We start from the raw sequence: 24,134 nt of genomic DNA, 5'->3' as shown, positions 1-24,134 counted from the left end.
CAGGCCTAGTTCGCCAGCAGGGCCGGGCTCTTCAGCAGGGCCGAGACCTTCGGGAGGACGTCGCGGACCGGGCCGCTGAGGCGGCACTCCATGGCGAGCCACCCGTCGTAGCCGATCTCCTCCAGCGCGGCGAGCGTCGCGGGCCAGTCGTAGTGGCCGGCGCCCGGCTCAAGCCGGTTGCTGTCGCCGAGCTGGACGTGGCGGATATGCTTCCCGGCGGCCCGGATGGAGGCGGGGATGTCCGCCTCCTCGATGGACATGTGGAAGGTGTCGGCGATGACGGCGACGCCCGGGGAGGCCACCTCCTCGACGATGGAGACGGCGTCGGCGAGGGTGTTGACCATGAAGTCCTCGTACCGGTTCAGGGGTTCGAGCAGGACCAGGGCGCCTTCGGCCTCGGCGTGGGCGCCGAGCTCCGCCAGGGCCTCGACGAGGACTGCACGCGATTCCTCGTCGCTGCGGGGCGGCTCGAACGGGGGAAGCCGGCGGCTGAACAGGGCGTAGGCGTTGGGCGTGACGGCGCCGAACCCTCCGGCCTCGGCGATGCCTGAGAGCAGGTGCTTCATCTGTTCGCGTGCGTCCTTGGCCCGGGCGGGATCGAAGTCACCGATGAAGTGGTCCATGTTGACGCAGACGCTGGGCAGGACGACCCCGGCGGCCCGGGCCTCACGGAGTTCCGCGGAGCGTCCGGCGAAGATCCCGTCGCCCTTGCCCAGCAGCTCGATGCCGTCGAAGCCGCGTTCCTGCGCGAACTCGAACTTGTCCATGAGGTTCCTGCCCTCGAGGAAGTGTTCCTGGATTGCCAACCGGAAAGTCACTGGTTCTCCTCAAAGCTGAGGACGACCTGGAGGGCGTCCTGAGGGTTTTCGTCGAGCATGCTGAAGGCGGCTGCGGCGTCGGCCAGCGGGACGGTGTGGGAGATCAGGTCCACGAGGTTCAGCTTCCCGGCGACGGCCAGGTCGATGGCGGTGGTGTTGAGCCGGTAGGTGTCCCACCGGTGCTGCAGGGCCGGGGACACGCCGGAGATCTGCGAGGAGATGACCTGGATGCGGTTGTGGTGGAACTCCTCGCCGAGGCGCAGGCCCATGCCGTCGCCCTGCAGGAAGCCCGCGGCGCAGACGCGGGAGCTGTAGGCCACCGAGCGGATGGCCTCGTGGAGGGCCCGGTAGTTGCCGGTCACCTCGAGGGCGGCGTCGGCGCCGCGGCCTCCGGTGAGCTCGCGGATGCGCTCGGCGACGTTCCCGTCGGCCGGGTCGAGGACGATGTCCGCGCCGAGTTCCTCGGCGAGCTTTCGCCGGCCGGCGATGCCGTCGACGGCGATCACGCGGGCGCCGTTGAGCCGGGCCAGCTGCGCGACGATCTGGCCGGGAACTCCAAGGCCGAAGACGGCGACCGTCTCGCCGACGTGGATGTCGGCGTCGAGGACGACGTTCAGGGCGATGGCGCCGATCTGGGAGAAGATGCCGATGCGGGGGTCCGCGGAGGGGTCGAGGATGCGCGCGGCGGCGTACTCCTCGGTCTTCACGGTGGAGGACCGGTGGCCCCAGGTGCCCCAGATGCGGTCGCCGAGGGCGACGGTGGTCACGTCGGAGCCGATCTCGACGACCTCGCCGACCTCCTCGTAGCCCCAGCCGTGGACCGGGTAGGAGAGGGTGGATTCGCCGTCGACGAACAGCCGCCGCTCGGGGCTCCACTGCTTCTGCAGGTAGGGGTTGCTGCCGCGGTAGGCGGTGAGCTCGGTGCCGGCGGAGATGCCGGAGTAGAGGGTCCGGATGCGGACCTCGTTGCCGGCGAGTGCTGCTTCGGACTCGTCGGTGATTTCCGCGACGCGGGGGGAGGTGAAACTGACAACGGATGCCATGGGGGCGGTGTCCTTCGTGTGTTGGTGATTCTCGATCTGGTGGGGAAGATGTGTCCTGGTCAGCCCTTGACGGCGCCGGAGATGAAGCCCTCGGCCACCTGGCGCTGCATGAGCAGGAACAGGACGACGACGGGGATGATCGTGATGAGGGTTCCGGCGGCCAGCGGACCGATGTCCAGGGAGCGTCCGCCGGTGAACTGGTACAGCCCGGTGGTGAGGGGCCGGAACTCCCCGCCCGGCAGGTACAGCAGGGGCACCAGGAAGTTGTTCCAGTTCTGGATGAAGGTGAACACGCCCAGCGCGCCGGCACCGGAGGAGACCAGGGGGAGCATGACCTTGATGAAGATCTGCCACTCCGAGGCCCCGTCCACCCGGGCCGCCTGCTCCAGTTCCAGGGGGAGGTCCGAGAAGAACGCCCGCATGAAGAAGGTTCCGAAGGATACGCCGGTGGAGGTCAGCACCAGGATCGCGCCGGGGAGGGTGTCGAGGAGGCCGAGCCCGCGGAGCTGGAAGTACAGCGGGATCATATAGGCGAAGAACGGAACGAGCAGGCCAAGGACCACGAGGTAGAAGGCCGCGGTGCGCCCCCGGAACGGAACGCGGGCGAAGGTGTAGCCGGCCATGGTGGAGAGCAGGACGACGAGCAGGGTGCTGGGCACGCTCAGCAGGATGCTGTTGAGCAGGTAGCTGCCGAAGTCGCCCACGACCCAGGCGTTCTGGAGGTTCTCCAGGGAGAACGAGGTGAACAGCCCGAAGGGATTGGTGCGCACGTCCTCCTCGGACTTCAGCGCCGTGGAGATCACCAGGATCACCGGGAAGAGGGAGACCGCGGAGAGCACGATCAGCAGGAGGTGTTTCCCGGTCAGGGCCGTGCGGCGGCGGGCCGACATGGTGTTGTCCTGCCGGGCATCCCGTGCCTGGCGTCGGGGGGTGGGATCCGTTTCGGGGGTGGTCGGTGCCGTTGTGGTGGTCATGCGCCTGTTCCTTGGAGAGAGAGCCGCCGCTGCAGCCGGTTGAGCGCCACGGCGAAGGGTACCGAGAGCGCGGTGATCAGCAGGGCCAGGGTGGTGCCGTAGCTGATCTGGCTGAGCTGGAAGGCGTTGGTGTAGGCGTAGGTGCCAATGACGTTGGTGGCATTGGCGGGGCCGCCGCCGGTCATGATGAAGATGATGTCGAAGACGCTGAACCCGCCCACGAGGGTGACGGTGGTGACCATGAGGAAGACGGGCATGATCTGGGGCAGGATGATGTACACCAGCTGCTGCACGGCGTTGACGCCGTCGAGCCGGGAAGCGTCCATGAGCGCTCCGTCGACGTTGCGCAGCGCGGACAGGAAGATGATCAGCACGAAGCCGGTCGTGGCCCAGATCGCGGTGACCAGGACCGCGTAGAGCGCCGTGTTCGGGTTGCCCAGCCAGCCGGTGGCGAGCTGATCCAGACCCACCACCTGCAGCGCCTTGTTGACCCAGCCGCTCACCGGGTCATAGATCCAGCCCCACACAATGCCGATGGCCACCTGGGGAAGGACGTACGGGAGGAAGAACGCGAGCCGGTAGAAGATGCCGGCGTTGCGGACCTTCCACAGCAGCAGCGCCTGCGCGAGTCCGATCAGCAGGGGTGCGGCGGTGCCGATCACGATCCAGATGGCGTTGTTGCCCAGGGCGTGCCACACCTCGGGGTCCGTGAGCAGCCGGGTGTAGTTCTGCAGGCCCACGAAGGCAGGCGTCGGGTCGATTCCGTCGAAGTCGACGAAGGAATAGTAGATCGCGTTCCCGAGCGGGAAGAGGAAAAACACGATCACCAGCAGCATCAGCGGGCTGATGAGCGCGATGCCCAGGCGGGTCTGGGCCCGCCGGGTGACCTTGGGGGTCGTCAGAGAAATAGGTGTGCTCATGTCACTTGTCCTCGGCAGCTTGCTTGCTTGCGGTCTGGAGGTCCTGGGCGACGGCCTCGGCGGTCTTCTGGCCCGTGAGGATGCCCTGGAAGCCGTCCCACATGGTCTTGTTGAAGGTGTCGGTGGTCAGGACGTCGATGTTGTAGCCGAACTCGCCCGTGCCTTCGGCGATCTTCGCCGTGTCCTCGATGACCTGGGCGAACAGCGGGGAGACTTCGAGTCCTTCGGTGTCCACCGGGAAGGCCGGGATGGTGCCGATTTTTTCGACCTGCCAGCGCCCGTGCTCTTCGGACTGGAGGTAGTCCAGGAGCTCGACGGCTCCTTCGGGGTTCTCCGTGTCGGCCGAGATGAAGCTTCCGCCGCCGAGGCCGCCGGTGAAGATACCGGGGCCGTCCTCGGCAGGGAAGGGCAGGAACCCGACCTCGAAGTCCACCGTCTCCTGCAGTGAGGAGATGAGCCAGCTTCCGGTGGGGTTCATGGCGGCGTCGCCCTTGTAGAACAGGGCGTTGCCGTTGTCGTAGGTCAGGGCGTTGGGAGAATCGGGCAGGTGTCCATCCTTGGCGAAGCCGCTCCAGGTCTCCAGGGCGGCAACCACCTCGGGCGAGGTCCACGGCATGCTGCCGTCGAGCAGCTTCTCCATGCCGTCCGGACCGACGCGGCTGGACAGGGCCATGCTGAACAGGTGGCCGCCCTGCCAGCCTTCCTTGTCGTTGACGGCGAAGGGGGTCACGCCCGCCGCGGTGAAGGTTTCCGCCGCCCGCTGGAGGTCGGAGAGGTCCTTCGGCTCCTGCACACCGTGCTTCTTGAACAGGTCCTTGTTGTAGAAGATGCCGACCTCCTCCAGCTGGGTCGGCACGCCGGAGATCTTCCCGTCGAAGGTGACCCGCTCACGGGCGAAGTCGTAGATTCTCCAGTCGTTTTCCTTGTACGCGTCGGTGAGGTCGTACAGGAGGCCCGCTTCGGCGAGGGTGCCGGCGAAGCCGGGGCCCGTGTCGTAGTTGAAGACGTCCGGGCCTTCGCCGGAGCGCAGCTGCGTCTGCAGGACGGTGCGGAGGTTCTCCAGCGGCAGGACGTCGAGGGTGACCTCGATTCCGGATTCCTTCTCGAACTCCTCCAGATCGGACCGGATCGCATCAAGTTCCGAGGGGCGTTCGGGCTGGCTGATGAGGTAGCGCAGGCCGTCGGATCCCTTCCCCGCGGCATCCGGCGCGGCTCCGGTGCATCCCGTCACTGCCAGAGCCAGGATTGCTGCGGCGGCTGCCGCCGCCCGGGTCGAAGCTGGTTTCTTCATCGTTGACTTCCTTGTCGTGGTGTTGTGCATGGAGGAACGCTGAGGGAGCTGCGGACGGCTAGCTTTCCGGCAGGGAAGCCCCGGCCGTCGACGCGGTGACCAGCACCGGGGAGAAGTCCCCGACCCGCACCCAGGTTCCGCGCTCGGCGGAGGCAAGAACCGCCTCGGTGATCGCCACCGTCCGGAGTCCGTCCTCGAAGGTCGGCATCCGGTCCACGGCAGCGCCGCCGGAGACACTGGCATAGACATCGGCGACGAAGGCCCGGAAGGCGTCGTGGTAGCCCTGGGGATGCCCGGCCGGAAGCGTCGACAGTTCGGCCGCCTCCGGGGAGAGCGTGTTCGGGTCGCGGGTGAGAACCTGGTTCCCTTCGCGTCCACCCACCCACAGGGTCTCGGGCTGTTCCTGGTCGAATCCAACGCTCACGTTGGCCGTACTGATCTCGAACCACAGCCTGTTCTTGCGCCCCGGCGACACCTGGCTGATCACGACCGAGCCGACGGCGCCCCGATCGGTGCGGAAGGCGACGCTTGCGATGTCTTCGGTGGATACCGTTCCGGCCGCACCGGGCCGGTCCGCGTAGGCAGTCTTGGTGAGTGCGGAGACCTCCTGGATGCGGTGGCCGCTGACCCACTCGACGAGGTCGCACCAGTGGGACCCGATGTCGGCGAAGGCCCGCGATGCGCCGCCCTTCCCGGCATCCACGCGCCAGTTGGTGTCCTCCGGGTTGGAGAGCCAGTCCTGGAGGTAGGAGCCGTGGATGAGGTGGATGCTGCCCGCCGAACCGGCCTGGACCCGCGCCCGGGCCTCGGCGACGAGCGGGTGGTAGCGGTAGATGAACGGAACGGCCGCGGTCAGCCCCGATGTGCGGGCGCTGCCGGTCAGGGCGCGGGCCCCGGCGAGGTCCAGGGCGAGGGGCTTCTCGCAGACAACGTGCTTGCCGGCCTCGAGGGCCCGCGCGGCGAGCGGCTCATGGAGGTGGTTGGGCACGCAGAGGTGCACAACATCGACATCAGGGTGGGTGATCAGGTTCTCCACTCCGAGGGCGGCGCTGCCCCCGGCCCATTCCCGCACGGCCCGCTCGGCCGAGGTGCGTGAGGATCCCGCGACGGCAACGACGCGTGCACCGACCCGGCGCGCGGCGTCTGCGTGGATCCGGCCCATCATGCCCGTTCCCACAATGCCAATACCCAGCTGTGTCACATGGCTCCCAAAGTTGAATGGATGACCGAAGTATCACTGGGATCACCAGCAACATTCTGAGCATATGTTCTGTTTGATATGTAGACAAATGGTGGAAGTTATCCAAATCTTGGCTAAACAATGGGAGGATACTTGCATGACCTCCCCTTCCGGACGATCCCGCCCCGAGGCCCTCCCGTCGGTGCACGCCGACCTCAGCGCCCTCCTGCACGCCATCGCCCGGCGGCCCCGGTGCACCCGGGCCTACCTGACCCGGCTCACGGGCCTGTCCCGGGGAACGGTGGCGACCCGGATCGAGGAGCTGATTGCCACGGGCCTCGTGGTCGAGGAGGCGGGCGCCTCCAAGGGCGGCAGGCCCCCGGGGGAACTGAGGCTCAACGGGGCGGCCGGGGTGATCCTGGGGGCGGATCTGGGATCCTCGCACTGCCGGGTCTCGGCGAGCGACCTCGCAGGTGTCCCCCTCGCATCCGCTTCCTACGACCTGCGGATCGCCGACGGCCCCGCCGCGGTCCTCGGGGGCCTTGATGAGGCATTCCAGGGGCTGCTGTCCTCCGCCGGAAAGCGTCCCTCGGACGTCCGCGCCATCGGGATCGGCGTCCCGGGCCCGGTCGAGCACAGCACCGGCACCGTGGTGCGCCCGCCGATCATGCCGGGCTGGGACGGATTCGCCATCCCTGAGTTCTTCGCGGACCGGTACGCCGTCCCGACGCTTGTGGACAACGACGCCAACCTCGCGGCGCTGGGTGAGTACTGGGCGCGCAAGGAGGACTCCGAACACATCCTGTACGTCAAAATCAGCACCGGCATCGGCTGCGGCATCGTCAGCGGAGGCGCCCTGCACCGGGGCGCCCAGGGCGCGGCCGGGGACATCGGCCACATCCGGGTGCCCGGCGGAGAGGACCTGCTGTGCTCGTGCGGGAACATGGGCTGCCTCGAGGCCGTCGCGGGAGGAGACGCCCTGGCGCGCCGGCTGCGCGACCAGGGGGTGGCGGAGGCGCGGACCAGCCGGGACGTGACCCGGCTGGCCGCCGAAGGCAACCCCTTCGCGCGGCGGGCCGTGCGCGAGGCCTCCGAAAGCATCGGAAGGGTGCTCGCGACTCTCGTGAGTTTCTACAACCCGAACGCGATCGTGGTCGGCGGGCCGTTCGCTGAGCTGAACGAGGAACTCCTGGCCGGGATCCGCTCGGCCATCTACCACCGCGCGCTGCCCCTGGCCACCCGGTCGCTGCGCGTTGAGTCGAGTTCCCGTGCCGAGACGGTGGGCGTCCGGGGCGCCGAGGTACTGGCGCTACAGCAGGCGCTGTCCCCGGCGGGCCTGCAGCAGCTGCTGGCGGCGCGCGTCGGCTCCTGAACGGCGCCAGGTGAAGGCCCCGCAGCCCGCGCCCCGCGGATCGGCCGGCCGACACCTGCGCACGCTTTCCCTCCGATACCCCCTCGGGGTATGATTGAGCGGAGGAGGCACCCATGACCCAGGAAATCACCACAGCATCAACCGCTGCGCCGGCCGGCGCACCGACCACGCACGGCTACAGCGGCGAGAAGGACGCGTACCTCAAGCGTCTGAAGCGCATCGAGGGACAGGTCCGCGGCATCGCCCGCATGGTCGACGAGGAAAAGTACTGCATCGATATCCTCACCCAGGTGGCGGCGATCAACAAGGCCCTCCACGCGGTCAGTCTGGGCCTGCTCGAGGACCATATCGCCCACTGCGTCGTGGACGCGGCCCAGGAATCCCAGGCCACGGGAAACCCCGATCTCGTCCAGGACAAGGTCCAGGAGGCTGCTGCGGCCATCGGCCGCCTGCTGCGCTGAGTCCCACCCATCACCCGCTAAGGAGCACACACCATGACAACCACCACGGTCAGCATCTCCGGCATGACCTGCGGCCACTGCGTCGACGCGGTCACCAGCGAACTGCAGTCCCTCGACGGCGTCCAGGGCGTTGAGATCGACCTGAACAAGGAGGGCATCTCCACGGCCACTGTCACCTCCGCGGGCCCGCTGGCCCCGGCCTCCATCGGCGAAGCCGTCGCCGAGGCCGGCTACCTCGTGGTCTCCAACGACGCATGACAACCCGCGCTGACAGGCCGGCGCCGGCCGCGGAGACCCGGGTCGTCGAACTGGCGATCCAGGGAATGACCTGCGCCTCCTGCGTCAGCCGTGTCGAGCGCAAACTGGGCAAGCTCGAGGGCGTCGAGGCCAGCGTCAACCTCCCACTCGAGTCGGCCGTGGTGCGGGTTTCGGCCGGCGTGCCGGACCAGGTGCTGCTCGACACGGTCAAGGCCACCGGCTACTCGGCCCGCCTCAAGGACCCCGAGGGGCCGGGAGTCCAGGACGGCGGCGACGGAGCTCCTCCGGCCGCCCGGCTGCGCCCCCGCCTGCTCACCGCCGCCGTCCTGACAGTGCCCGTCCTGCTGGTCTCGATGGTTCCCGCACTGCAGTTCCCGGGGTGGGGCTGGCTCGTGTTCGCCATGTCGGCACCGGTGGCCACCTGGGCCGCCTGGCCCTTCCACCGCGCCGCCCTCGTCAACGCCCGCCACGGCGCCTCCACCATGGACACCCTGGTGTCCATCGGGGTGGCCGCAGCGTTCGGTTTCTCGGCGTGGCAGCTCCTCTCGGTGCCGGACCTGACCGCGCACCCCGGCATGGACATGGGGGCACACGCCCTCTACTTCGAGGTGGCTGCGGTTATTGTGACCTTCCTCCTGCTCGGCCGCTACCTCGAGGCCAACGCCAAGCAGCGGGCCGGGAGCGCCCTGACGTCGTTGCTGAACCTCGGGGCGAAGGACGCCCGCGTGCTGCGCACCGTGGACGGCGAACGCATCGAGCTCGGCATTCCGGCCTCCCAGCTCATCCCGGGGGACGAGATCGTGGTGCGCCCTGGGGAGAAGATCCCCACCGACGGCGTGGTGGCGCACGGGCACAGCGCCGTCGACACCTCCCTGCTGACCGGTGAGTCGGTCCCGGTGGAGGTCGGACCCGGTGACCGCGTCACCGGCGCCACGATGAACACTTCGGGCCGCCTCGTCGTTCAGGCCACCCGGGTCGGCAGCGAGACGACACTGGCGCAGATGGGCCGGCTGGTCAGCCAGGCCCAGAGCGGCAAGGCCCGGATTGCACGCCTTGCCGACCGCATCAGCGCCGTCTTCGTGCCGGTCGTCCTCGGCATCGCCGTCGTCACCTTCGCCGCCTGGATGCTCCTCACCGGGGACCTCCAGGGCGCCTTCACCGCAGCGGTGGCCGTGCTGGTCATCGCCTGCCCCTGCGCGCTCGGCCTCGCCACCCCGACGGCCCTGCTGACCGGGTCCGGGCGGGGCGCGCAGCTCGGCATCCTGATCCGCGGCCCCCAGGTGCTCGAGGACACCCGCACCATCGACACCATCGTGCTGGACAAGACGGGCACCGTCACCAGCGGCCGGCTGTCGGTCAGCGGCGTCGAGGTTCTCGGCCGCTACGGATCCGACGAACTGCTGCGCCTCGCCGGAGCGGTCGAAGCCGCCAGTGAACACCCCATCGGCACGGCCATCGCCGCCCGGACCGCGGCCCTGCCCGCGGTCACCGCATTCACCAGCGCCCCCGGCGGTGGCGTCCGCGGCACCGTCGAGGGGCAGAACGTGGTCGTGGGCCGGTCCGGCTGGCTTCAGGAGCACGGCATTCTCCCCGGAGCCGCCGAGGCCGAGGTGTTCGGGGCGGCCGAGGGCGCGGGCGCCACGGCCGTCTGGGTCGCCGTGGACGGCGCCGTGGCGGGGGTGATCTCCCTGACCGACACCGTGAAGGACGGGTCGGCACGGGCTGTCCGGCAGCTGAAGGAACTGGGCCTGCGGCCGATCCTGCTCACCGGGGACAATGCGGCCGCCGCGGCCCGCGTGGCCGCAGAGGTCGGCATCCCCCCGGCCGATGTGCGTGCCGGTGTGCTGCCGGAAGGCAAGGTGGCGGTGGTCCGTGCGCTCCAGCAGGAAGGTGCGACAGTCGCCATGGCCGGAGACGGCGTGAACGACGCCCCGGCGCTCGCCCAGGCCGACCTCGGGATCGCGATGGGCTCGGGCACCGACGTGGCCATCGAGGCCGCGGACATCACCGTGATGGGAAGCAGCCTCGAACAGGTGGCCCAGGCCGTTCGGCTGTCCCGCCGCACCCTGGCCACCATCAAGACGAACCTGTTCTGGGCCTTCTTCTATAACGTGATCGGAATACCTGTTGCCGCGCTGGGCCTGCTGAACCCCATCCTGGCCGGCGCCGCCATGGCGGCAAGTTCGGTGCTGGTGGTGGCCAACTCCCTGCGCCTGCGCCGCTTCGGCCGCTGAACCGCTGACCGCACGCACCCCGGCCGGCCGCCGGGGTGCGCGGCCGGCTCCTGGTATTCACTGGAGCTTCCCCCACCAGCCACCTTCCGGACCCGGCCTATCACCGTAGGAGTGCGACGGTGATCCGGTGAGGATCGTGGTCGTCGCCGAAACATTCCTGCCCGCCGTCAATGGGGTCACCCACTCCGTACAGAAGATGCTCGAGCATTTCGCCGTGCGCGGAGACGAGGTCCTGGTCATCGCGCCCTCCGCCGGCGGCCCTCCGGGGCCGTTGCCGGGAGCCGCCGCCCGGGTCGTGCTGCTTCCGTCGGTTCCCCTGGCCCGCTACGCCAGCGTCCGCATCGCGGTCGGCGGCGTCGCTCGAATCCGCCGGATCCTCGCCGAATTCGCTCCGGACGTGGTCCACCTCGCGTCCCCCTTCGAACTGGGCTGGCGGGCCGCCCGCGCCGCCGAGCAGCTGGGACTGCCGGTCATCGCGGTCTACCAGACCGATATTCCCGGCTACGCGGCCAGGTACGGCGTGCCGTTCCTTGAGAACTGGGCCTGGCAGCGGGTCGAGAACATCCACGGCGGTGCCGCACGCACCCTCGCACCGTCGGGCCCGGCCGTTGCCCAGCTGCACGACCGGGGCATTCCGAGGGTCCGCCTGTGGCGGCGCGGCGTCGACACGCACCGGTTCCACCCCTCTCGACGCAGCACCACACTGCGGGCCGGCATCGCTCGGGACGGGGCCCGGCTCATCGGCTATGTGGGACGGCTCGCCGCCGAGAAACAGGTGGAGGACCTGCGGGCCCTGGCCGGTATCGACAACACCCGCCTCGTCATCATCGGCGACGGGCCCCAGCGGCCGGCCCTTGAGGCAATGCTTCCCGACGCCGCGTTCCTGGGGTTCCTGGGCGGGAATGCGCTGGCCGCGGCGATGGCCAGTCTCGACCTCTTCGTCCACCCGGGTGAGCTTGAGACGTTCTGCCAGACCATCCAGGAAGCGATGGCCTCGGGCGTCCCGGTCGTCGCCACCGCCCGGGGCGGTCCGCTGGACCTGGTCGACAATTCCCGGACGGGCTGGCTCTACGAACCGGGCAACCTTGACGAATTCCGGCGCTACGTGGAGGACCTGGTCGGAGACGACGCGAAACGCGCGGCCTTTTCCGCCGCTGCCTTCGCAGGCGTCCAGGGGCGCACCTGGCCGGTCGTGTGCGAGCTCCTGGTCCAGCACTACGAAGAAGCCATCAACGATCATGCCCTCCTTCACCTCTGAGCTTGGGGAAACACCATGAAGATCTCCGTCATCGGATGCGGCTACCTGGGTGCCGTCCACGCCGCCGCACTGTCCTCGCTGGGTCACACCGTCACCGGCATCGACACCGACCCGGCCCGGGCCGCGCAGCTGGCGGCCGGTTCGGTGCCCTTCCACGAGCCCGGGCTTGAGCCGCTGCTTCAGGCAGGACTCCGGGGCGGTACGCTGCACTTCACCACGGACCCCGCCGCCGCGGCCGCCGCCGACGTCCACTTTCTCTGCGTCGGCACCCCGCAGGAGAAGACAACCCGGCGCGCCGATCTGGGCTACGTCACCTCGGCGGTCGAGGACCTCGCTGCCCACCTGAGCCCCGGGTCGACCGTGGTGGGCAAGTCGACAGTCCCCGCCGGGACCGGCGCCATCCTCACCCGCCTCCTCGCCGGAACCGGGGCGGACCTGGGCTGGAACCCCGAGTTCCTCCGCCAGGGCACCGCGGTCGCCGACTCCCTGCAGCCGGACCGGCTGGTCTACGGCGTGCCCGACGGCGCGGCGGGAGCGCGGGTGGCCCGCGTCCTGGACGAGGTCTACGCTCCCCTGCTCCACGACGGTGTGCCCCGCATCATCACCGGCCTCGCGACGGCCGAACTCACCAAGTCGGCGGCCAACGCGTTCCTGGCCCTGAAGATCTCCTACCTGAACGGCATCGCCGAGCTGTGCGAGAACGCGGGCGGCGACGTCGTCCACCTGGCCCGGGCCCTCGGCCTCGATGCCCGGATCGGTCCGAAATACCTGCAGGCCGGCGCCGGCTTCGGCGGCGGATGCCTCCCGAAGGACATCCGCTCACTGCAGGCCCAGGCCGAGGATGCCGGTGCGGGCTCCCTCGGGCGGCTGCTGGCCCTGGTCGACACACTGAACACCGAAACCCGGCACCGGATCCACGAGACGGCCCGCCGGATGTGCGGAGGGCAGCTGGCCGGGCGCCGCGTCACGGTGCTGGGGGCCGCCTTCAAGCCCGACACCGATGACATCCGCGACTCCCCTGCCCTCGACATCGCCCTTCGGCTCGCCGGCTCCGGCGCGGTGGTCACGGTCACGGATCCCCGGGCGGCAGGCCAGCCGTGGTTCCGCTACCCGGAGCTTCGCTTCGAGCCGGACACGGCAGCGGCACTGCGCGGTGCCGAACTGACGGTCCTGCTCACCGAATGGGCCGAGTACCTCGCGCTCGACCCGCGCGAGGCCTCGTCCCTGGTGGACCGGTGCGCGGTCCTGGACGGACGCAATGCGCTCGATGCCGCCGCGTGGCGGTCTGCGGGGTGGTTCCACCGGGGTATCGGACGCGGCCGACGTGCTGGACTCTCCACCGTCGACGCGGCCCACTCGGGCGTGGGGTCCTGAGGCCGGGGCCGCTCATGCACCTCCAGCCGCCGGGGCTCCCGGGGCGCTACGTCGCTCTCGGCGATTCATTCACCGAAGGAGTGGGGGATCCGAGCAGGGTCCTCCCCAACGGCGTCCGCGGCTGGGCAGACCGGGTGGCCGAGCGGCTCGCGAAGTCCGCGCCCGGATGGGAATACGCAAACCTCGCCATCCGAAGCAAACGCCTGCGCCACATCGCCGCCGAACAGCTCGGCCCAGCCCTGGCCATGGAACCCACCCTGATCACGCTGTACGCCGGAGGGAACGACATCATGGATGCGGGGACCAATATCATCGAACTCCTCTCTTCCTATGAGCGGCTCGTTGCCCCCCTTTCGGCGACGGGGGCCCGGCTCCTGCTCTTCACCGGATACGACGTCGAGGTCTCCCCGGCGCTGCGCCTGCTCCGGAAACGCAACCATGCCTACAACGACGGGGTCCGCGCCATCGCCGACCGGCATGGTGCGGTCCTCGTGGACTTCTGGGCCATGGATGCCTACCGGGACCGGAGGATGTGGGCGGCCGACCGCCTCCACATGTCGAAGGCAGGACACAAATACATGGCCGCGCAGGTCCTGAACCTGCTGGGCGTGCGGCACTCACTCACGCCCAAGGAATGGGACCCGGTACCCCCGCGGACGCTCCGCGAATGGGAGTATGCCCAGCGCCGGTGGGTGCATGACTGGGTCCTCCCACTGGCGCACCGGAAGCTCCGCCGGATCACCCTTGGCGATCACCTCCAGCCCCGCTGGCCCGAGCCGGTCCGGGTGCCCCCGAAGGGCGGCCTCCGCAGGCTGGCCAAGGCCGCGCGGTGACACCGCGCCGGTCGGCCTGCACACCAGAAGAGGTGTGCTGTTCAGGTACCTGTCACGCCGCCGTCCGGCCCTGTTGGCCCCGGCTTGGAACCCTGAAGGTGCCCGCCCCGCAGCGCCGCAGCGACGGAAAGACCCTGCCCGCCCCGCCAGGAGACCGCTGATGAATTTCGTCCTGACCGCACCGCCCGGCCCGCCGGCCCCCGCAGCGGCGCCGCCGACCGCACCACCCCGGCAGGACCTCCCGCCGCGCATCGACAGCGGGATGTGGCGCGCCGGGCACGTCCAGGGCATCGCGGTCGACACGGCCCAGGGCTTCGTCTACTTCTCCTTCACCACCCTGCTGGTGAAGACCGACCTTTCCGGCACCGTCATCGGTTCAGTCACGGGGTTCACGGGCCACCTGGGCGATGTGGCCCTCAACCCGCACGACGGCCGGGTCTACGCTTCCCTTGAGTACAAGGCTGCGGCGTCGTTCTACGTGGCCATCTTCGAGGTGGACCGGGTGACCCGCCGGGGAATGGACGCGGAATCCGACGGGGTGGTCACCACCGTGTACCTGAAGGAAGTCGCCGACGATTTCACGGCGACCGTCCGGACCGACGACGGACGGCACCTGCCGCACCGGTACGGCTGCAGCGGGATCGACGGCATCTCCTTCGGCCCCGCCCCGGGCGATCCCGGCGGCCCGTGGCACCTCATGGTGGCCTACGGCATCTACTCGGACACCAGTCGAAACGACAACGACCATCAGGTGCTCCTGCAGTACAACCCGGCGGCATTGAGGCCCCACGAGCGGACCCTGCAGCAGGACCATCCCCACCGGAACGGCCCGGACAGACCACAGGACAAATTCTTCGTCCGCACCGGAAACACCCGCTTCGGGGTGCAGAACCTGAAGTACGACCCGCACACCGGGCACTGGTTCCTCGGTGTGTACCAGGGGGCCAAGGACGCCTTTCCCAACTACCGCCTGTTTATGGTCGATGGAACGGTCCCGCCGGTGCGGGCTCCGCTCCGGACGGACGCCGGGCCGGCGCACGGCCGGATGCTGCAACTGCACCCGTCCGGGCTCCACGATCCCGCCTCGGGCATCAGCGGCTGGGATTTCCGCGCCGACGTCGGATTCGAGGCGCTCGGGAACGGCTACTACTACGTCTCGGAGCAGCGCACGGGCCCGGCGGGCAGCGGAAGCCTCCTGCGCCTCCACAGGTGGACGGGGAACGCACCGGCACCCTTCGACCCGGCGCCTCCCGGTCCGTTGGACCGGACGGCCCGACCAGCGCCGGTGCCGGTTCGGCCTTCGGCCCCCATGCCGGCCCGGCCGCCGGTCCGGTCCTCGGTTCAGGTCCGGTCCGCGGTGCCCGTCGACGGCGGGCTCAGGCGCGCGGCAGCGGCTCCACAACATTCGGCTGGTTGAGCGGATCGCGCGCCGCCCTCCCGGCGGCACGCAGTTCATCCACCCGCACACACACCACGCCCGCGACGATCAGGGCGCCGCCGGCCAGCTGGATCAGCCCCGGGAGCTCCCCCAGGATCAGCCAGGCCGCGAGGACGGCGAAGACCACCTCGGTGAGCGCGGCGAAGGACGCCACCTTGGAGCCAAGCCGCTGGGCGGCGATGATGCCCGCGACGTACGCGGCAACCGTGGAGATGAGGACCAGACCGGCCACCGGCACCAGCCAGGATGTCTGCCAGCCCGCCAGCACCACGTCGGTGAACACGAAACGGAACGGCATCAGGCCGGTCAGGCCCAGGACCATGATGGTGAGTGCCCCGGCCACCATGCCGCCGCCGGCCATGACCAGCGGCGGGAGGGAGTCCTGCACCCGGGCCGACATCAGGAAGAAGACGACGAGGCACACCGCCGCGGCGAGTCCGAAGAGCACCCCGACGGGGTCGAGCCGTTCCTCGGCGCCCAGGTCGAGCACCAGCAGCAGGCCGAGGACGGCGACAACGGAGCCCGCGGCGGTCAGCCGGTGCGGTGCCCGCCGCGAACGGATCCACAGCCAGCCCACCAGCAGCACCGGAGCCAGGTATTCGAGCAGCAGTGACACGCCGACCGACATCCGGGCCACCGCGTTGAAGTAGAAGAGCTGGCACAGGGCGATCGCCGTGACGCCGTAGATGGTCAGGGTCAGGGCGTTGCCGCGCAGTGTCGACCAGCGCCCCCGCAGGGACACGAGCACCGGCACCAGGAGCACCAGGGCCGCACCGCCGATGCGCACACCGACCGCCGCACCCGGGCTCCAGCCGATCTCAAGCAGGGACTTCGCGAATGGTCCGGAGACCCCGAAGGTTGCAGCGGACAGCAGCGCCACCCAGATGCCGGACGGTGGACGCTGTGCCATACGCTTGCCTCTCAGGTGACGATCCGCGGGTTGCCCCCGCCTACCGTGGTGTAATGACCAAAATATGGTTATGGTCGTGACACTAGTGGGCCGATTTGTCAGGAGTCAAGATGTCTTTCGCCTATGACACGGAAGTTGCGCTGGTGTCCGCTGCGGCGCTGATCAACACCGCCGCGGAGGACCCGGACGGGCTTTCCACGCTGGCCGACCTCGACGCATTCCTTGCCGCCCAGCAGTTCTCCGGATCCCGGACCCACACGCAGGCCGAGCTCGACGACGTGCGCGCGCTCCGCACCGAACTTGAGGCCATCTGGCATTCCCCCGAGGACGAGGCCGTTGAGCGCGTCAACCGCATCCTCCGCGCGGCGCACGCGCTGCCGCAGCTGGTGCGCCACGACCATTGGGACTGGCATCTTCACGCCACGGGGCCGGAGGCGCCCCTCGCGGACCGGATGGCCACCGAGGCAGCGATGGCCCTCGCCGACGTCATCCGCGGGCACGAGCTTGAGCGGCTGCGCACCTGCGCGGCGGAGGACTGCGCGGCCGTCGTCCTTGATCTCAGCCGCAACCGTTCCAAGCGCTTCTGCGACACCGGAAACTGCGCCAACCGGACGCATGTGAAGGCCTACCGGGCCCGCCGGGCGGGGGCCTGAACCGCGGGCAGGACCGAAGGCACCGCCGCCGGAGTCCGGCGACCGACGGGCCACATGAACCCGACCGGCCGCCCGAAACCGGTTGGCCGGCGAACCATTCCTAGGGAGCGGGCGGCACGGGACTCCCGGTGGTCGACGGCGTCAGGACAGAAGTTGTGCTGCGCCGAAGGAGACGCCGAACTGAACGCACCACAGGTCGACGGCCACATATCGGGAGAGGTCGACGTCAGGCGGGATGTTGTAGAGCTGGTCACCCTGGTTGCCCTTGATCGGGCCCAGATCAACGAAATCAGCACCGCCTGCGGTGTACCAGCCGTCGCGCCCCTCGACGACGTCCGCGGCGCTGAGCCAGACATGGATGTCGGGACCGGTCGTGGTGTCGAGGCCGGTGATGGCCAGGAGACGGCTGCCGTCGGGTTGCTCGATAATCCTCACGCCGCCCGTCGTGGGGTGCTCATGGCTGATGAAGGTGCCGGCGCTGAGTTGACGTGGCTGCGCCTCAGCGGTCGCAGTCTCCGGGCGTCGGAGGGCATCCGGGGTGCCGGGCTGCAACGGTGCCGCGGAAGCCGGCCCGGGCCGCGCTTCGCCCGAGCCGAGGGGCTGGGCGACCTGCGGGATGGTGTCGTTGACCCGCGAGTCGACGAACAGCAGCCAGGGCTTGAAGACTAGACCTGCCGCCGCCACAGCGAGGACGCCAACCAGGACCACCAGCATGGTGAGGCGGCGGCGCGTCACCTCTGGGCCCCGTCCGGCCCAGAGGCGGTGGGCGGGGCAATCAGCAAGGGGACGGCGGTACCGGGGGCCGGGCGCAGCACCCGTGCTGAATACTGACCCCGAGAGCATGAATCCGTCCGCATGAGCGCAGGGGAAAGTCTTGGGCGGGGACTGGGCAACGGATGTGCGGGGCTGGCTGCTCTCACAGCGGTCCTATCGGTGGATGGGCCCGCCAGGAGCGACGCGGCGGTCGGTGTCGGTGGGCTGCACCGGTCGGTAGATTAGCAGTGGATCCAGATTTCCGACAGAGCCGTCGCATGGCACTCAACGACCGACCGCGTCGGTGACGCCTTGGTTTTCAGGCGTCGGGGCTGCGCTGCCCGTAGCGCGGCTCGTCCGTTCCGCCTTCCGGCGCCGTCGGCGTGCCCGCGGCGCCCGACATTCCGGGCCCGCCGGCCCCGGCCGAGGACCGGTTGACCCCGGAACCTTTGCCCATGTGTTCAGGGTTGGGCTTGGCGGAGATCATGAGCATCGCACAGATGACCAGGGACACGATGAAGGCGATGCCTGCTGCCGTGATGCCGAGATCAACGCGCAGGGCCCTGCCTCCCCCACCGGTCGCGAAAACCGTGGTGGCGACGCCGGCCACGACCGCAAGGACCGCCGAAAAGACGAGGGGCCCCTTCACGCCGAGGCGCTCGCTGCCCTGGCCGGGCTGCCCCGGTTGGCTCTTAGCCACTGTCAATCCTTCCGGTGGAGCATAGATGGTCGGGGCTTCTACGACCAGTAGAAGCACCGCTCCTAGTTTACGGCGTTCCCGGAGGGGCGCGCACCGCCCTCCCCGGTGCCGGCCGGCCGGCCTCCTGCCGGTAACTCAGGGCGGCGATGCCCAGCACGACGGCGGTCAGCAGCGCTCCCCCACCGGCCACGCCGAGGAGCGCATGGGCACCAAGCAGCACGACGAAGGGCAGGACGTAGACGGACGGCTCCTGCCAGAAGATGGTGAGCAGGCCGAAGACCGCGGCCGTGGCGGCCCGGAGCAGGAAGGGCTTCTAGATAGAGGAACCGTCCCGGCTGTCCGGCCCGGAGGCGCCGTCGGCACGGGAAGTCGTGGTCATCCCGCTCTACCTTTGGGGGGAACCGGGCCGCAAAAACCACCTCCGGCACCGACAAGTGGAGGCGGCCGCACGGGCCTGTTCACGCCGGACGGCCGCCGGGGCCGGTGACCATCCACCGGTCATCGCGCACGCGCCAGCCCAGGGTGGCGGCCCGTGCCGCCATGTAGCCGAGGGCGAAGGCGGCCCACAGCCAGACCAGGCCGGCAGCGCCGGTGAGCCCGGTGCTGTGCAGCCAGGCGAGCAGTGGAAGATAGACGATCAGGTTGAGGACTCCGGCGAGGGCGAGGTAACGCGCGTCGCCGGCTCCGATCAGCACGCCGTCGAGCACGAACACGAATCCGCACACCGGTTGGGCGGCGGCGAGCACCCAGAGGCCCGCGGCGAAGGCCGCCTGGACCGATTCGTCGGGGGTGAAGATCCAGCCGGCGAAGGGCGCGGCCAGGGCCAGCAGGGCGCCGGTGAGCACGCCGAAGCCGATGCCCCACACGATCATGCGCCGGGTCAGGGCACCGGCAAGGGTTTTGTTTGCCGCGCCGAGTTCCTTCCCGATCAGCGCCTGGGCCGCAATGGCCAGAGCGTCGAGCGCGAAGGCGAGGAATGTGAACACCGTCATGACCAGCTGGTGGGCCGCGAGGGACACCGGACCCTGCGCGGTGGCGACGAAGACCGTGGCCAGGATGGCCAGGCGCAGGCTGAGCGTCCGCAGCATCAGCCACGAGCCGACAGTGGCGGTGGACCGCACCCCGCGCCAGGACGGCCGCAGCGGCACCGCGCCGGCGCGTGTGGACCGGAAGATGATCGTCAGGAAGGCCGCTGCCATGCCGCACTGGGTGATGCTGGTCCCGAGGGCGGATCCGGCGACTGACAGTCCCGCTCCGTACACGAGCAGCAGGTTAAGCACGATATTGACTCCGAAGCCCACCGCGGCGACGATCAGCGGTGTTCGGGTGTCCTGCAGGCCGCGCAGCACCCCGGTGGCGGCCAGGACCACGAGGATCGCGGTGAGCCCGGGCATGGACCAGCGGAGGTAGTCGACGGCGAAGGCGTGCACCTCGCCCCGGGCACCTAGGCCCGCGGTGAGCGCCGGGGCAAAGATCCAGCCGGCCGCGGAGAGCACAACGCCCAGGAGCACCGCCAGGCCGATGCCGTCGCGCCCGGCGGCCAGGGCCTCCTCGCGTCGGCCAGCCCCGAGGAGGCGCGCCACGGCCGGGGTGGTCGAGTAGGCGAGGAAGATCATCAGGCCCACCCCAGTCTGCAGGACCGTGGAGGCGAGGCCGACGCCGGCGAGCTCGGCGACGCCCAGGTGCCCGACGATGGCGGAGTCGGCCAGCAGGAACAGCGGTTCGGCGATGAGCGCGCCCAGCGCGGGCACGGCCAGCCGGAGGATGCTGCGGCTGAGCTGCCGGTTTCCGGGGAGGGTTTCACTCACCGGCTCAGCCTATAAGCCCGGCTCGTTCCTTACCGTCCCGCTACCACCCGGACAGCTCTCCTCCGACAGCGGTTGGACCGATACACTCAATTTGCCGCGTTCTGGGGTGAGAGTGCGCCGCGAGCGCGTATCAGCCCCCCCACACGCCGGCGGAGGCCGAATCGGTGCAGCCAGTTGACACGAATAATGAAAATCATGGGGGTAGAGCAGTGGTGTATCCGGTCGGCCGGCGCAGGCTTTTCGTAGCGGGAGTAGTCTCCGCGGCCTTGGTGGGAGGACTGACCGGTTGTTCCGACTCTCCCGATGCGGAAGCCGGCAATGTTGTTCGCGTCGTCGATGGAGACACGCTGGTCATCGAGATGGGCGGTGATGAAAAAACCGTCCGCCTCCTCAATATCGACACTCCCGAGACGAAGCACCCGGACAAGCCGATAGAGTGCCTTGGCCCCGAGGCGACGGAATTCCTCAAGGAGTTGACACCGCCAGGCACGCAGGTCGGCCTCGACTTCGATGTGGAGCGGGAGGACAAGTACGGCCGGACCCTGGCAGCAGTGTTTCTGACGGACCGGACCTTGGTTAACGCCGAAATTGCCCGCCAGGGGCTCGGCGTGCCCGTGGTGTTCGAGCCCAACAGGAAGTACCTCGACGAGGTTCAAGCCGCGCACAGTGAAGCCAAGGCAGACCGTGCAGGACTCCACAGCCCGCAAACCGAATGTTCACTCTCCACCCAGGTGGAAGATGCTACCCAGGCTCTGGCCGAAGCTTCAGCGGTGCCAGTGGGCGGAACCGCGGCGACAGCGGCAGCAGCGGCAGCAGGTCTCGCTGCCGCTCTAGCCACCGCCAAGGCTGTGCAGGACGCTCTTGCGCTGCAGAAGAAATCTGCGCTCCGGCTCGCCCTCGGCAGTGCAAAGGCGAGTTCCCTAACCTCCGACCTGACCGCTGCAATCAGTACCGGGGAGTCGGAACTGCGCGCCAGAGAGGAGGCCGGAAGGGAGTTCGCCCGGACGGAGGCCCGGGCTGCTCAGAAGGCCAAGGAGGCAGCTGAAGCCAAAGCCGCGGCGAAGCGCCAGCAGGAGGCCGACCGGATCGCGGAGGCGGAACGAGTTGCGGCCGTAGCAGCCGCAGCAGAGGCCGACCGCATCGCGGCTGAGGCGGCGGCCGCCGCGGAACGTGACCGGATCGCGAATCTTCCACCGACCCCAGATCCATATGTTCCGCCGGTTCCAGCGCCCTATGTTCCCGCACCCGCTCCGGCGCCGGCTCCCGCACCTGCCAACCCGTACCCCGGATACAACGGCCCTCGCTGCTATGCGCCCGGAGGCCTCACCTGGAAGCCTTGCTGATCTGCCACAACCGCCCCAGCCAAGTGAATCGACGTCGTGCAGACCCGGCCAGGACCTCGGCCAGGAGCGCCGGACGGTTGGTGATGACGCCGTCGACTCCCATGGCGATCAGTTCGCGCATGCGGCGCGGGTTGTCGACCGTGTAGGGCCACAGAACCATCCCGCCGCCATGGACGCGGCGGACCAGCCCAGCGGTTACCTTGGTGTTCTTCGGGTTGATGCAGTACGCCCAGCCCGCAGCGCCGTCGATCTCCTGCGGGGGCGGCGGCCCGCCCAGCAGTCCGACGGGGACCTCCGGCAGGAGGAAGTGGAACTCCTTCACGAAGGTCCAGTCGGCTGACTGCACCACCAGCCGCCCGGCCGGGGCGTCCTCCAGCCAGTCTGCGGCGTCGAGCACCGACCGAAGGTCGGCGGCGATGCCCGGGGCGGACCCGGGGTCCTTGACCTCAAGCAGCAGGCCCGCCCGGCCGGCCAAGGCGGCGAGGACCTCCCGGAGGGTCGGCACGCGCTCCCCCGCGAAGGCGGGCCCGAACCAGCTTCCCGCATCGAGGGACCGGATCTCGGCCAGGGTGAACCCGGCGACGTCGTACCGGGCGCGGCCGGGATACAGCCGGAGCACATCGGTGGTCCGCTGCAGGGTGGAATCGTGGATGACGACCAGCTCCCCGTCCAGGGTCCGGCGCACGTCGATCTCCACGAAGTCCGCGCCGTGGTCGACGGCGAGGTCGATCGCCGGCAAGGTGTTCTCCGGGGCGTCGGCGGACGCGCCGCGGTGCGCGATGACGTGGATTTTCCCCACGGGGCTCACTCCCTTCGGCCGGACCGGAACTGTTTGGCGCCGGCGCGGCGCCCACCGGCGGACAGGGCACAGCCTAACCCGTCCGCCGGCGGAGGGCGGACGGCGGCCCCGGGACGCCCTGCGCGGGCGGCCCAGGGCCGGAACGGGTGTCTCAGGAACTGACCGCGGACGCCTTCCGGGGAGCGCGCAGCAACACGAAGACGGCGCCGGCAAGGACCACGGCCGCGCCGGCCAGGGTCGCGGCCGAGACACCCTCGACGAAGGCCCTGGCGGCGGCGTCAATGAGCGGCTGCGCTGCCGGGCCGAGGTCCCTCACCCTCTCGGACTGGACGAAGGCGATCGACGCGGACGCCCCTTCGGCGACCCGGGCGGGAAGGCCCTCGACGGCCGGTGCGAGGGCGTCGCGGTAGGTGGAGGTGAGCAGGCTGCCCAGGAGCGCGATGCCGAGGGCGCTGCCGAACTCCCGGGAGACGTCGTTGACCGCCGAGGCGACGCCCTGGCGGGACTCGGGGAGGGACCGGGTGATCGCGGTGGTGGCCGGGGTGCCGGCCAGTCCCATGCCGACGGCGAAGAAGAAGAGCCCGGAGTAGAAGGTCACTGCGGAGAAGGACACCGTCAGGGTGGAGATGATCGCCAGTCCCGCGGCGATCGATCCCAGGCCGAGCGCACCGGTGATGTTGATTCCGATCCGGTCGGCTAGCCGGGGCGCCAGCCGCGCCGTGGGAATAAGGAGGAACGGCAGAGGGAGGATGGTGAGGGCCGCCTCCAGCGGCGTGCGCCCGAGAACGAACTGGAGGTACTGCAGAATGAGAAAGAAGAACCCGAAGGCGGCGAAGAACTGGATGGTGATCGACACCGATCCCGCGCTGAACCCGCGGGAGCGGAAGAGCCGCACATCCAGCAGTGGTGCCGCCGCGGTGAGCTCCCGGGCCACGAAGCCGGCCAGGCTGAGCACCGCGGTCGCGGCGGCTACGAGGGTCAGGGGTTCGGCCCAGCCCTGGTCCGAACCCTCGATGATGGCGAAAACCAGCGAGGACACGGCCACGAGGGCCAGCACGGCACCGGCTGTGTCGAAGCGGCCCGGCCCGCTGCTCCGGCTTTCGGGAATGAGGACGATGGTTCCCAGGAGGGCCGTGGCGGCCAGGGTGACATTCAGGCCGAAGAAGGAGTTCCAGGCGAAGTACTCGAGCAGGATGCCGGAGGCGAAGAGCCCGAGCACGGCCCCGCCGCCTGCCACCCCGACCCACAGGCCGATCGCCCTGCCCCGCTCAGCCTCCGGGAAGGAGGTGGTGATGACCGCCAGGGTGGTCGGCATCACCGCCGCCGCGCCGATGCCCATCACCGCGCGGATGACGATCAGCGCGGACGGGTCGTCAAGCGTCATGGCCCAGCCGGCGCCGGCACCAAAAACGACCAGCCCGGCGACCAGCATCCGCTTCCGGCCGTACCGGTCACCGAGGGCGCCGGCGCCAAGCAGCATGCCGGCGAACACCACCGTGTAGGCGTCAACGATCCAGGTCAACTGGGTCTGGCTGGCACCGGTGTCCCGGGCCAGCTCCGGCAGCGCGACGTTAAGGCCGCTGACCGCCGAGACCACCATCATCAGGGCCACCGCAACGACCGCCAGGATTCCGCGCCGGCGCCGTGGAGAAAGCTCCACCGCGCCGTCGTCCGGCTGCACCGTCGCCTGCCTGCCATAATTCCTCATGTGAGG

At 69.7% G+C, this 24,134-nt stretch carries 23 protein-coding genes; 10 read left to right on the top strand and 13 right to left on the bottom strand.

Going from position 1 to position 24,134, the window contains the following annotated elements; genetic code table 11:
• Positions 1-5: 5 nt before the first annotated feature.
• Genes GVV77_RS16365 through GVV77_RS16340 form a run of 6 tightly spaced genes read right to left on the bottom strand, consistent with a single transcriptional unit; the run spans position 6 to position 6,247 of the window.
• Positions 6-818, bottom strand: coding sequence for a sugar phosphate isomerase/epimerase family protein (locus GVV77_RS16365; RefSeq protein WP_246199873.1), 813 nt, complete (start codon positions 816-818; stop codon positions 6-8).
• On the bottom strand, positions 815-1,861 hold the full coding sequence (locus GVV77_RS16360) for a zinc-binding dehydrogenase (protein ID WP_159620158.1): 1,047 nt from the start codon (positions 1,859-1,861) through the stop codon (positions 815-817). The genes GVV77_RS16365 and GVV77_RS16360 overlap by 4 nt, the downstream gene beginning before the upstream one ends.
• A 59-nt stretch (positions 1,862-1,920) precedes the next feature.
• The gene (locus tag GVV77_RS16355) at positions 1,921-2,835 is read right to left on the bottom strand and encodes a carbohydrate ABC transporter permease (protein WP_159620156.1); all 915 of its coding nucleotides are present in this window, start codon (positions 2,833-2,835) and stop codon (positions 1,921-1,923) included.
• Positions 2,832-3,755 carry a carbohydrate ABC transporter permease gene (locus tag GVV77_RS16350; protein ID WP_159620154.1) on the bottom strand — a complete coding sequence of 308 codons (924 nt, stop codon included), beginning with the start codon at positions 3,753-3,755 and terminating at the stop codon, positions 2,832-2,834. The genes GVV77_RS16355 and GVV77_RS16350 overlap by 4 nt, the downstream gene beginning before the upstream one ends.
• 1 nt (position 3,756) lies before the next feature.
• Positions 3,757-5,046, bottom strand: a complete 1,290-nt coding sequence (locus GVV77_RS16345; RefSeq protein WP_159620153.1) for an ABC transporter substrate-binding protein — start codon at positions 5,044-5,046, stop codon at positions 3,757-3,759.
• 58 nt (positions 5,047-5,104) lie between these two features.
• Positions 5,105-6,247 carry a Gfo/Idh/MocA family protein gene (locus GVV77_RS16340; protein ID WP_159620151.1) on the bottom strand — a complete coding sequence of 381 codons (1,143 nt, stop codon included), beginning with the start codon at positions 6,245-6,247 and terminating at the stop codon, positions 5,105-5,107.
• 136 nt (positions 6,248-6,383) lie between these two features.
• Between GVV77_RS16340 and GVV77_RS16335 the strand changes: the two genes are divergently transcribed.
• From GVV77_RS16335 to GVV77_RS16300, 8 genes are all read left to right on the top strand, one after another.
• Entirely contained in the window at positions 6,384-7,598 is a 1,215-nt protein-coding gene (locus tag GVV77_RS16335) for an ROK family transcriptional regulator (protein WP_159620149.1), read from the top strand.
• Positions 7,599-7,711: 113 nt separating this feature from the next.
• On the top strand, positions 7,712-8,059 hold the full coding sequence (locus GVV77_RS16330) for a metal-sensitive transcriptional regulator (protein WP_159620147.1): 348 nt from the start codon (positions 7,712-7,714) through the stop codon (positions 8,057-8,059).
• Between the two features lie 33 nt (positions 8,060-8,092).
• Positions 8,093-8,317: a heavy-metal-associated domain-containing protein gene (locus GVV77_RS16325; RefSeq protein WP_159620145.1), complete on the top strand. Its 225-nt coding sequence runs from the start codon at positions 8,093-8,095 to the stop codon at positions 8,315-8,317.
• Entirely contained in the window at positions 8,314-10,551 is a 2,238-nt protein-coding gene (locus GVV77_RS16320) for a heavy metal translocating P-type ATPase (protein WP_159620143.1), read from the top strand. Before GVV77_RS16325 ends, GVV77_RS16320 begins: the two co-directional genes overlap by 4 nt.
• 127 nt (positions 10,552-10,678) lie before the next feature.
• Positions 10,679-11,809: a glycosyltransferase family 4 protein gene (locus tag GVV77_RS16315; protein ID WP_201293262.1), complete on the top strand. Its 1,131-nt coding sequence runs from the start codon at positions 10,679-10,681 to the stop codon at positions 11,807-11,809.
• Positions 11,810-11,824: 15 nt separating this feature from the next.
• Complete coding sequence (locus tag GVV77_RS16310) at positions 11,825-13,183, top strand: UDP-glucose dehydrogenase family protein (RefSeq protein WP_159620141.1); 1,359 nt, start codon at positions 11,825-11,827, stop codon at positions 13,181-13,183.
• Between the two features lie 14 nt (positions 13,184-13,197).
• Positions 13,198-14,016 (top strand): SGNH/GDSL hydrolase family protein, encoded by an 819-nt coding sequence (locus GVV77_RS16305; protein WP_159620139.1) that lies wholly within the window; start codon positions 13,198-13,200, stop codon positions 14,014-14,016.
• A gap of 160 nt (positions 14,017-14,176) precedes the next feature.
• A complete protein-coding gene (locus GVV77_RS16300; protein ID WP_159620137.1) occupies positions 14,177-15,433 on the top strand; it encodes a hypothetical protein in 1,257 nt (418 codons plus the stop codon).
• Here GVV77_RS16300 and GVV77_RS16295 read toward each other — a convergent pair.
• Positions 15,393-16,364 (bottom strand): EamA family transporter, encoded by a 972-nt coding sequence (locus GVV77_RS16295; RefSeq protein ID WP_159620135.1) that lies wholly within the window; start codon positions 16,362-16,364, stop codon positions 15,393-15,395. The genes GVV77_RS16300 and GVV77_RS16295 overlap by 41 nt on opposite strands.
• 110 nt (positions 16,365-16,474) lie before the next feature.
• Here GVV77_RS16295 and GVV77_RS16290 point away from each other — a divergent pair, with 110 nt between their 5' ends.
• A complete protein-coding gene (locus GVV77_RS16290; protein WP_159620133.1) occupies positions 16,475-17,017 on the top strand; it encodes a CGNR zinc finger domain-containing protein in 543 nt (180 codons plus the stop codon).
• A gap of 141 nt (positions 17,018-17,158) precedes the next feature.
• Here the strand turns inward: GVV77_RS16290 and GVV77_RS16285 are convergent, their stop codons facing one another.
• The 4 genes from GVV77_RS16285 to GVV77_RS16270 all read right to left on the bottom strand — a co-directional run bounded on the left by GVV77_RS16285 (position 17,159) and on the right by GVV77_RS16270 (position 20,278).
• Positions 17,159-17,752, bottom strand: coding sequence for a DM13 domain-containing protein (locus GVV77_RS16285; protein ID WP_246199872.1), 594 nt, complete (start codon positions 17,750-17,752; stop codon positions 17,159-17,161).
• Between the two features lie 337 nt (positions 17,753-18,089).
• On the bottom strand, positions 18,090-18,470 hold the full coding sequence (locus GVV77_RS16280; protein WP_246199871.1) for a hypothetical protein: 381 nt from the start codon (positions 18,468-18,470) through the stop codon (positions 18,090-18,092).
• Between the two features lie 67 nt (positions 18,471-18,537).
• Positions 18,538-18,690 (bottom strand): hypothetical protein, encoded by a 153-nt coding sequence (locus tag GVV77_RS18425; RefSeq protein ID WP_246199870.1) that lies wholly within the window; start codon positions 18,688-18,690, stop codon positions 18,538-18,540.
• Between the two features lie 238 nt (positions 18,691-18,928).
• Positions 18,929-20,278 carry an MATE family efflux transporter gene (locus GVV77_RS16270; protein WP_159620129.1) on the bottom strand — a complete coding sequence of 450 codons (1,350 nt, stop codon included), beginning with the start codon at positions 20,276-20,278 and terminating at the stop codon, positions 18,929-18,931.
• 209 nt (positions 20,279-20,487) lie between these two features.
• Here GVV77_RS16270 and GVV77_RS16265 point away from each other — a divergent pair, with 209 nt between their 5' ends.
• Positions 20,488-21,621, top strand: coding sequence for a thermonuclease family protein (locus tag GVV77_RS16265; protein WP_159620127.1), 1,134 nt, complete (start codon positions 20,488-20,490; stop codon positions 21,619-21,621).
• Here the strand turns inward: GVV77_RS16265 and GVV77_RS16260 are convergent.
• Together GVV77_RS16260 and GVV77_RS16255 are read right to left on the bottom strand one after the other, a co-directional pair.
• Positions 21,602-22,420, bottom strand: a complete 819-nt coding sequence (locus tag GVV77_RS16260) for a glycerophosphodiester phosphodiesterase (protein ID WP_246199869.1) — start codon at positions 22,418-22,420, stop codon at positions 21,602-21,604. The genes GVV77_RS16265 and GVV77_RS16260 overlap by 20 nt on opposite strands.
• A 151-nt stretch (positions 22,421-22,571) precedes the next feature.
• Positions 22,572-24,128, bottom strand: a complete 1,557-nt coding sequence (locus GVV77_RS16255; RefSeq protein WP_159620125.1) for an MFS transporter — start codon at positions 24,126-24,128, stop codon at positions 22,572-22,574.
• Positions 24,129-24,134: the final 6 nt, after the last annotated feature.

Origin of the sequence: Arthrobacter zhaoguopingii, from assembly GCF_009828605.1 — a bacterium.
Taxonomy (GTDB): domain Bacteria; phylum Actinomycetota; class Actinomycetes; order Actinomycetales; family Micrococcaceae; genus Arthrobacter_D; species Arthrobacter_D zhaoguopingii.
Note: the sequence above shows the minus strand (reverse complement) of the source record. Positions and strands in the feature narration are given on the sequence as shown.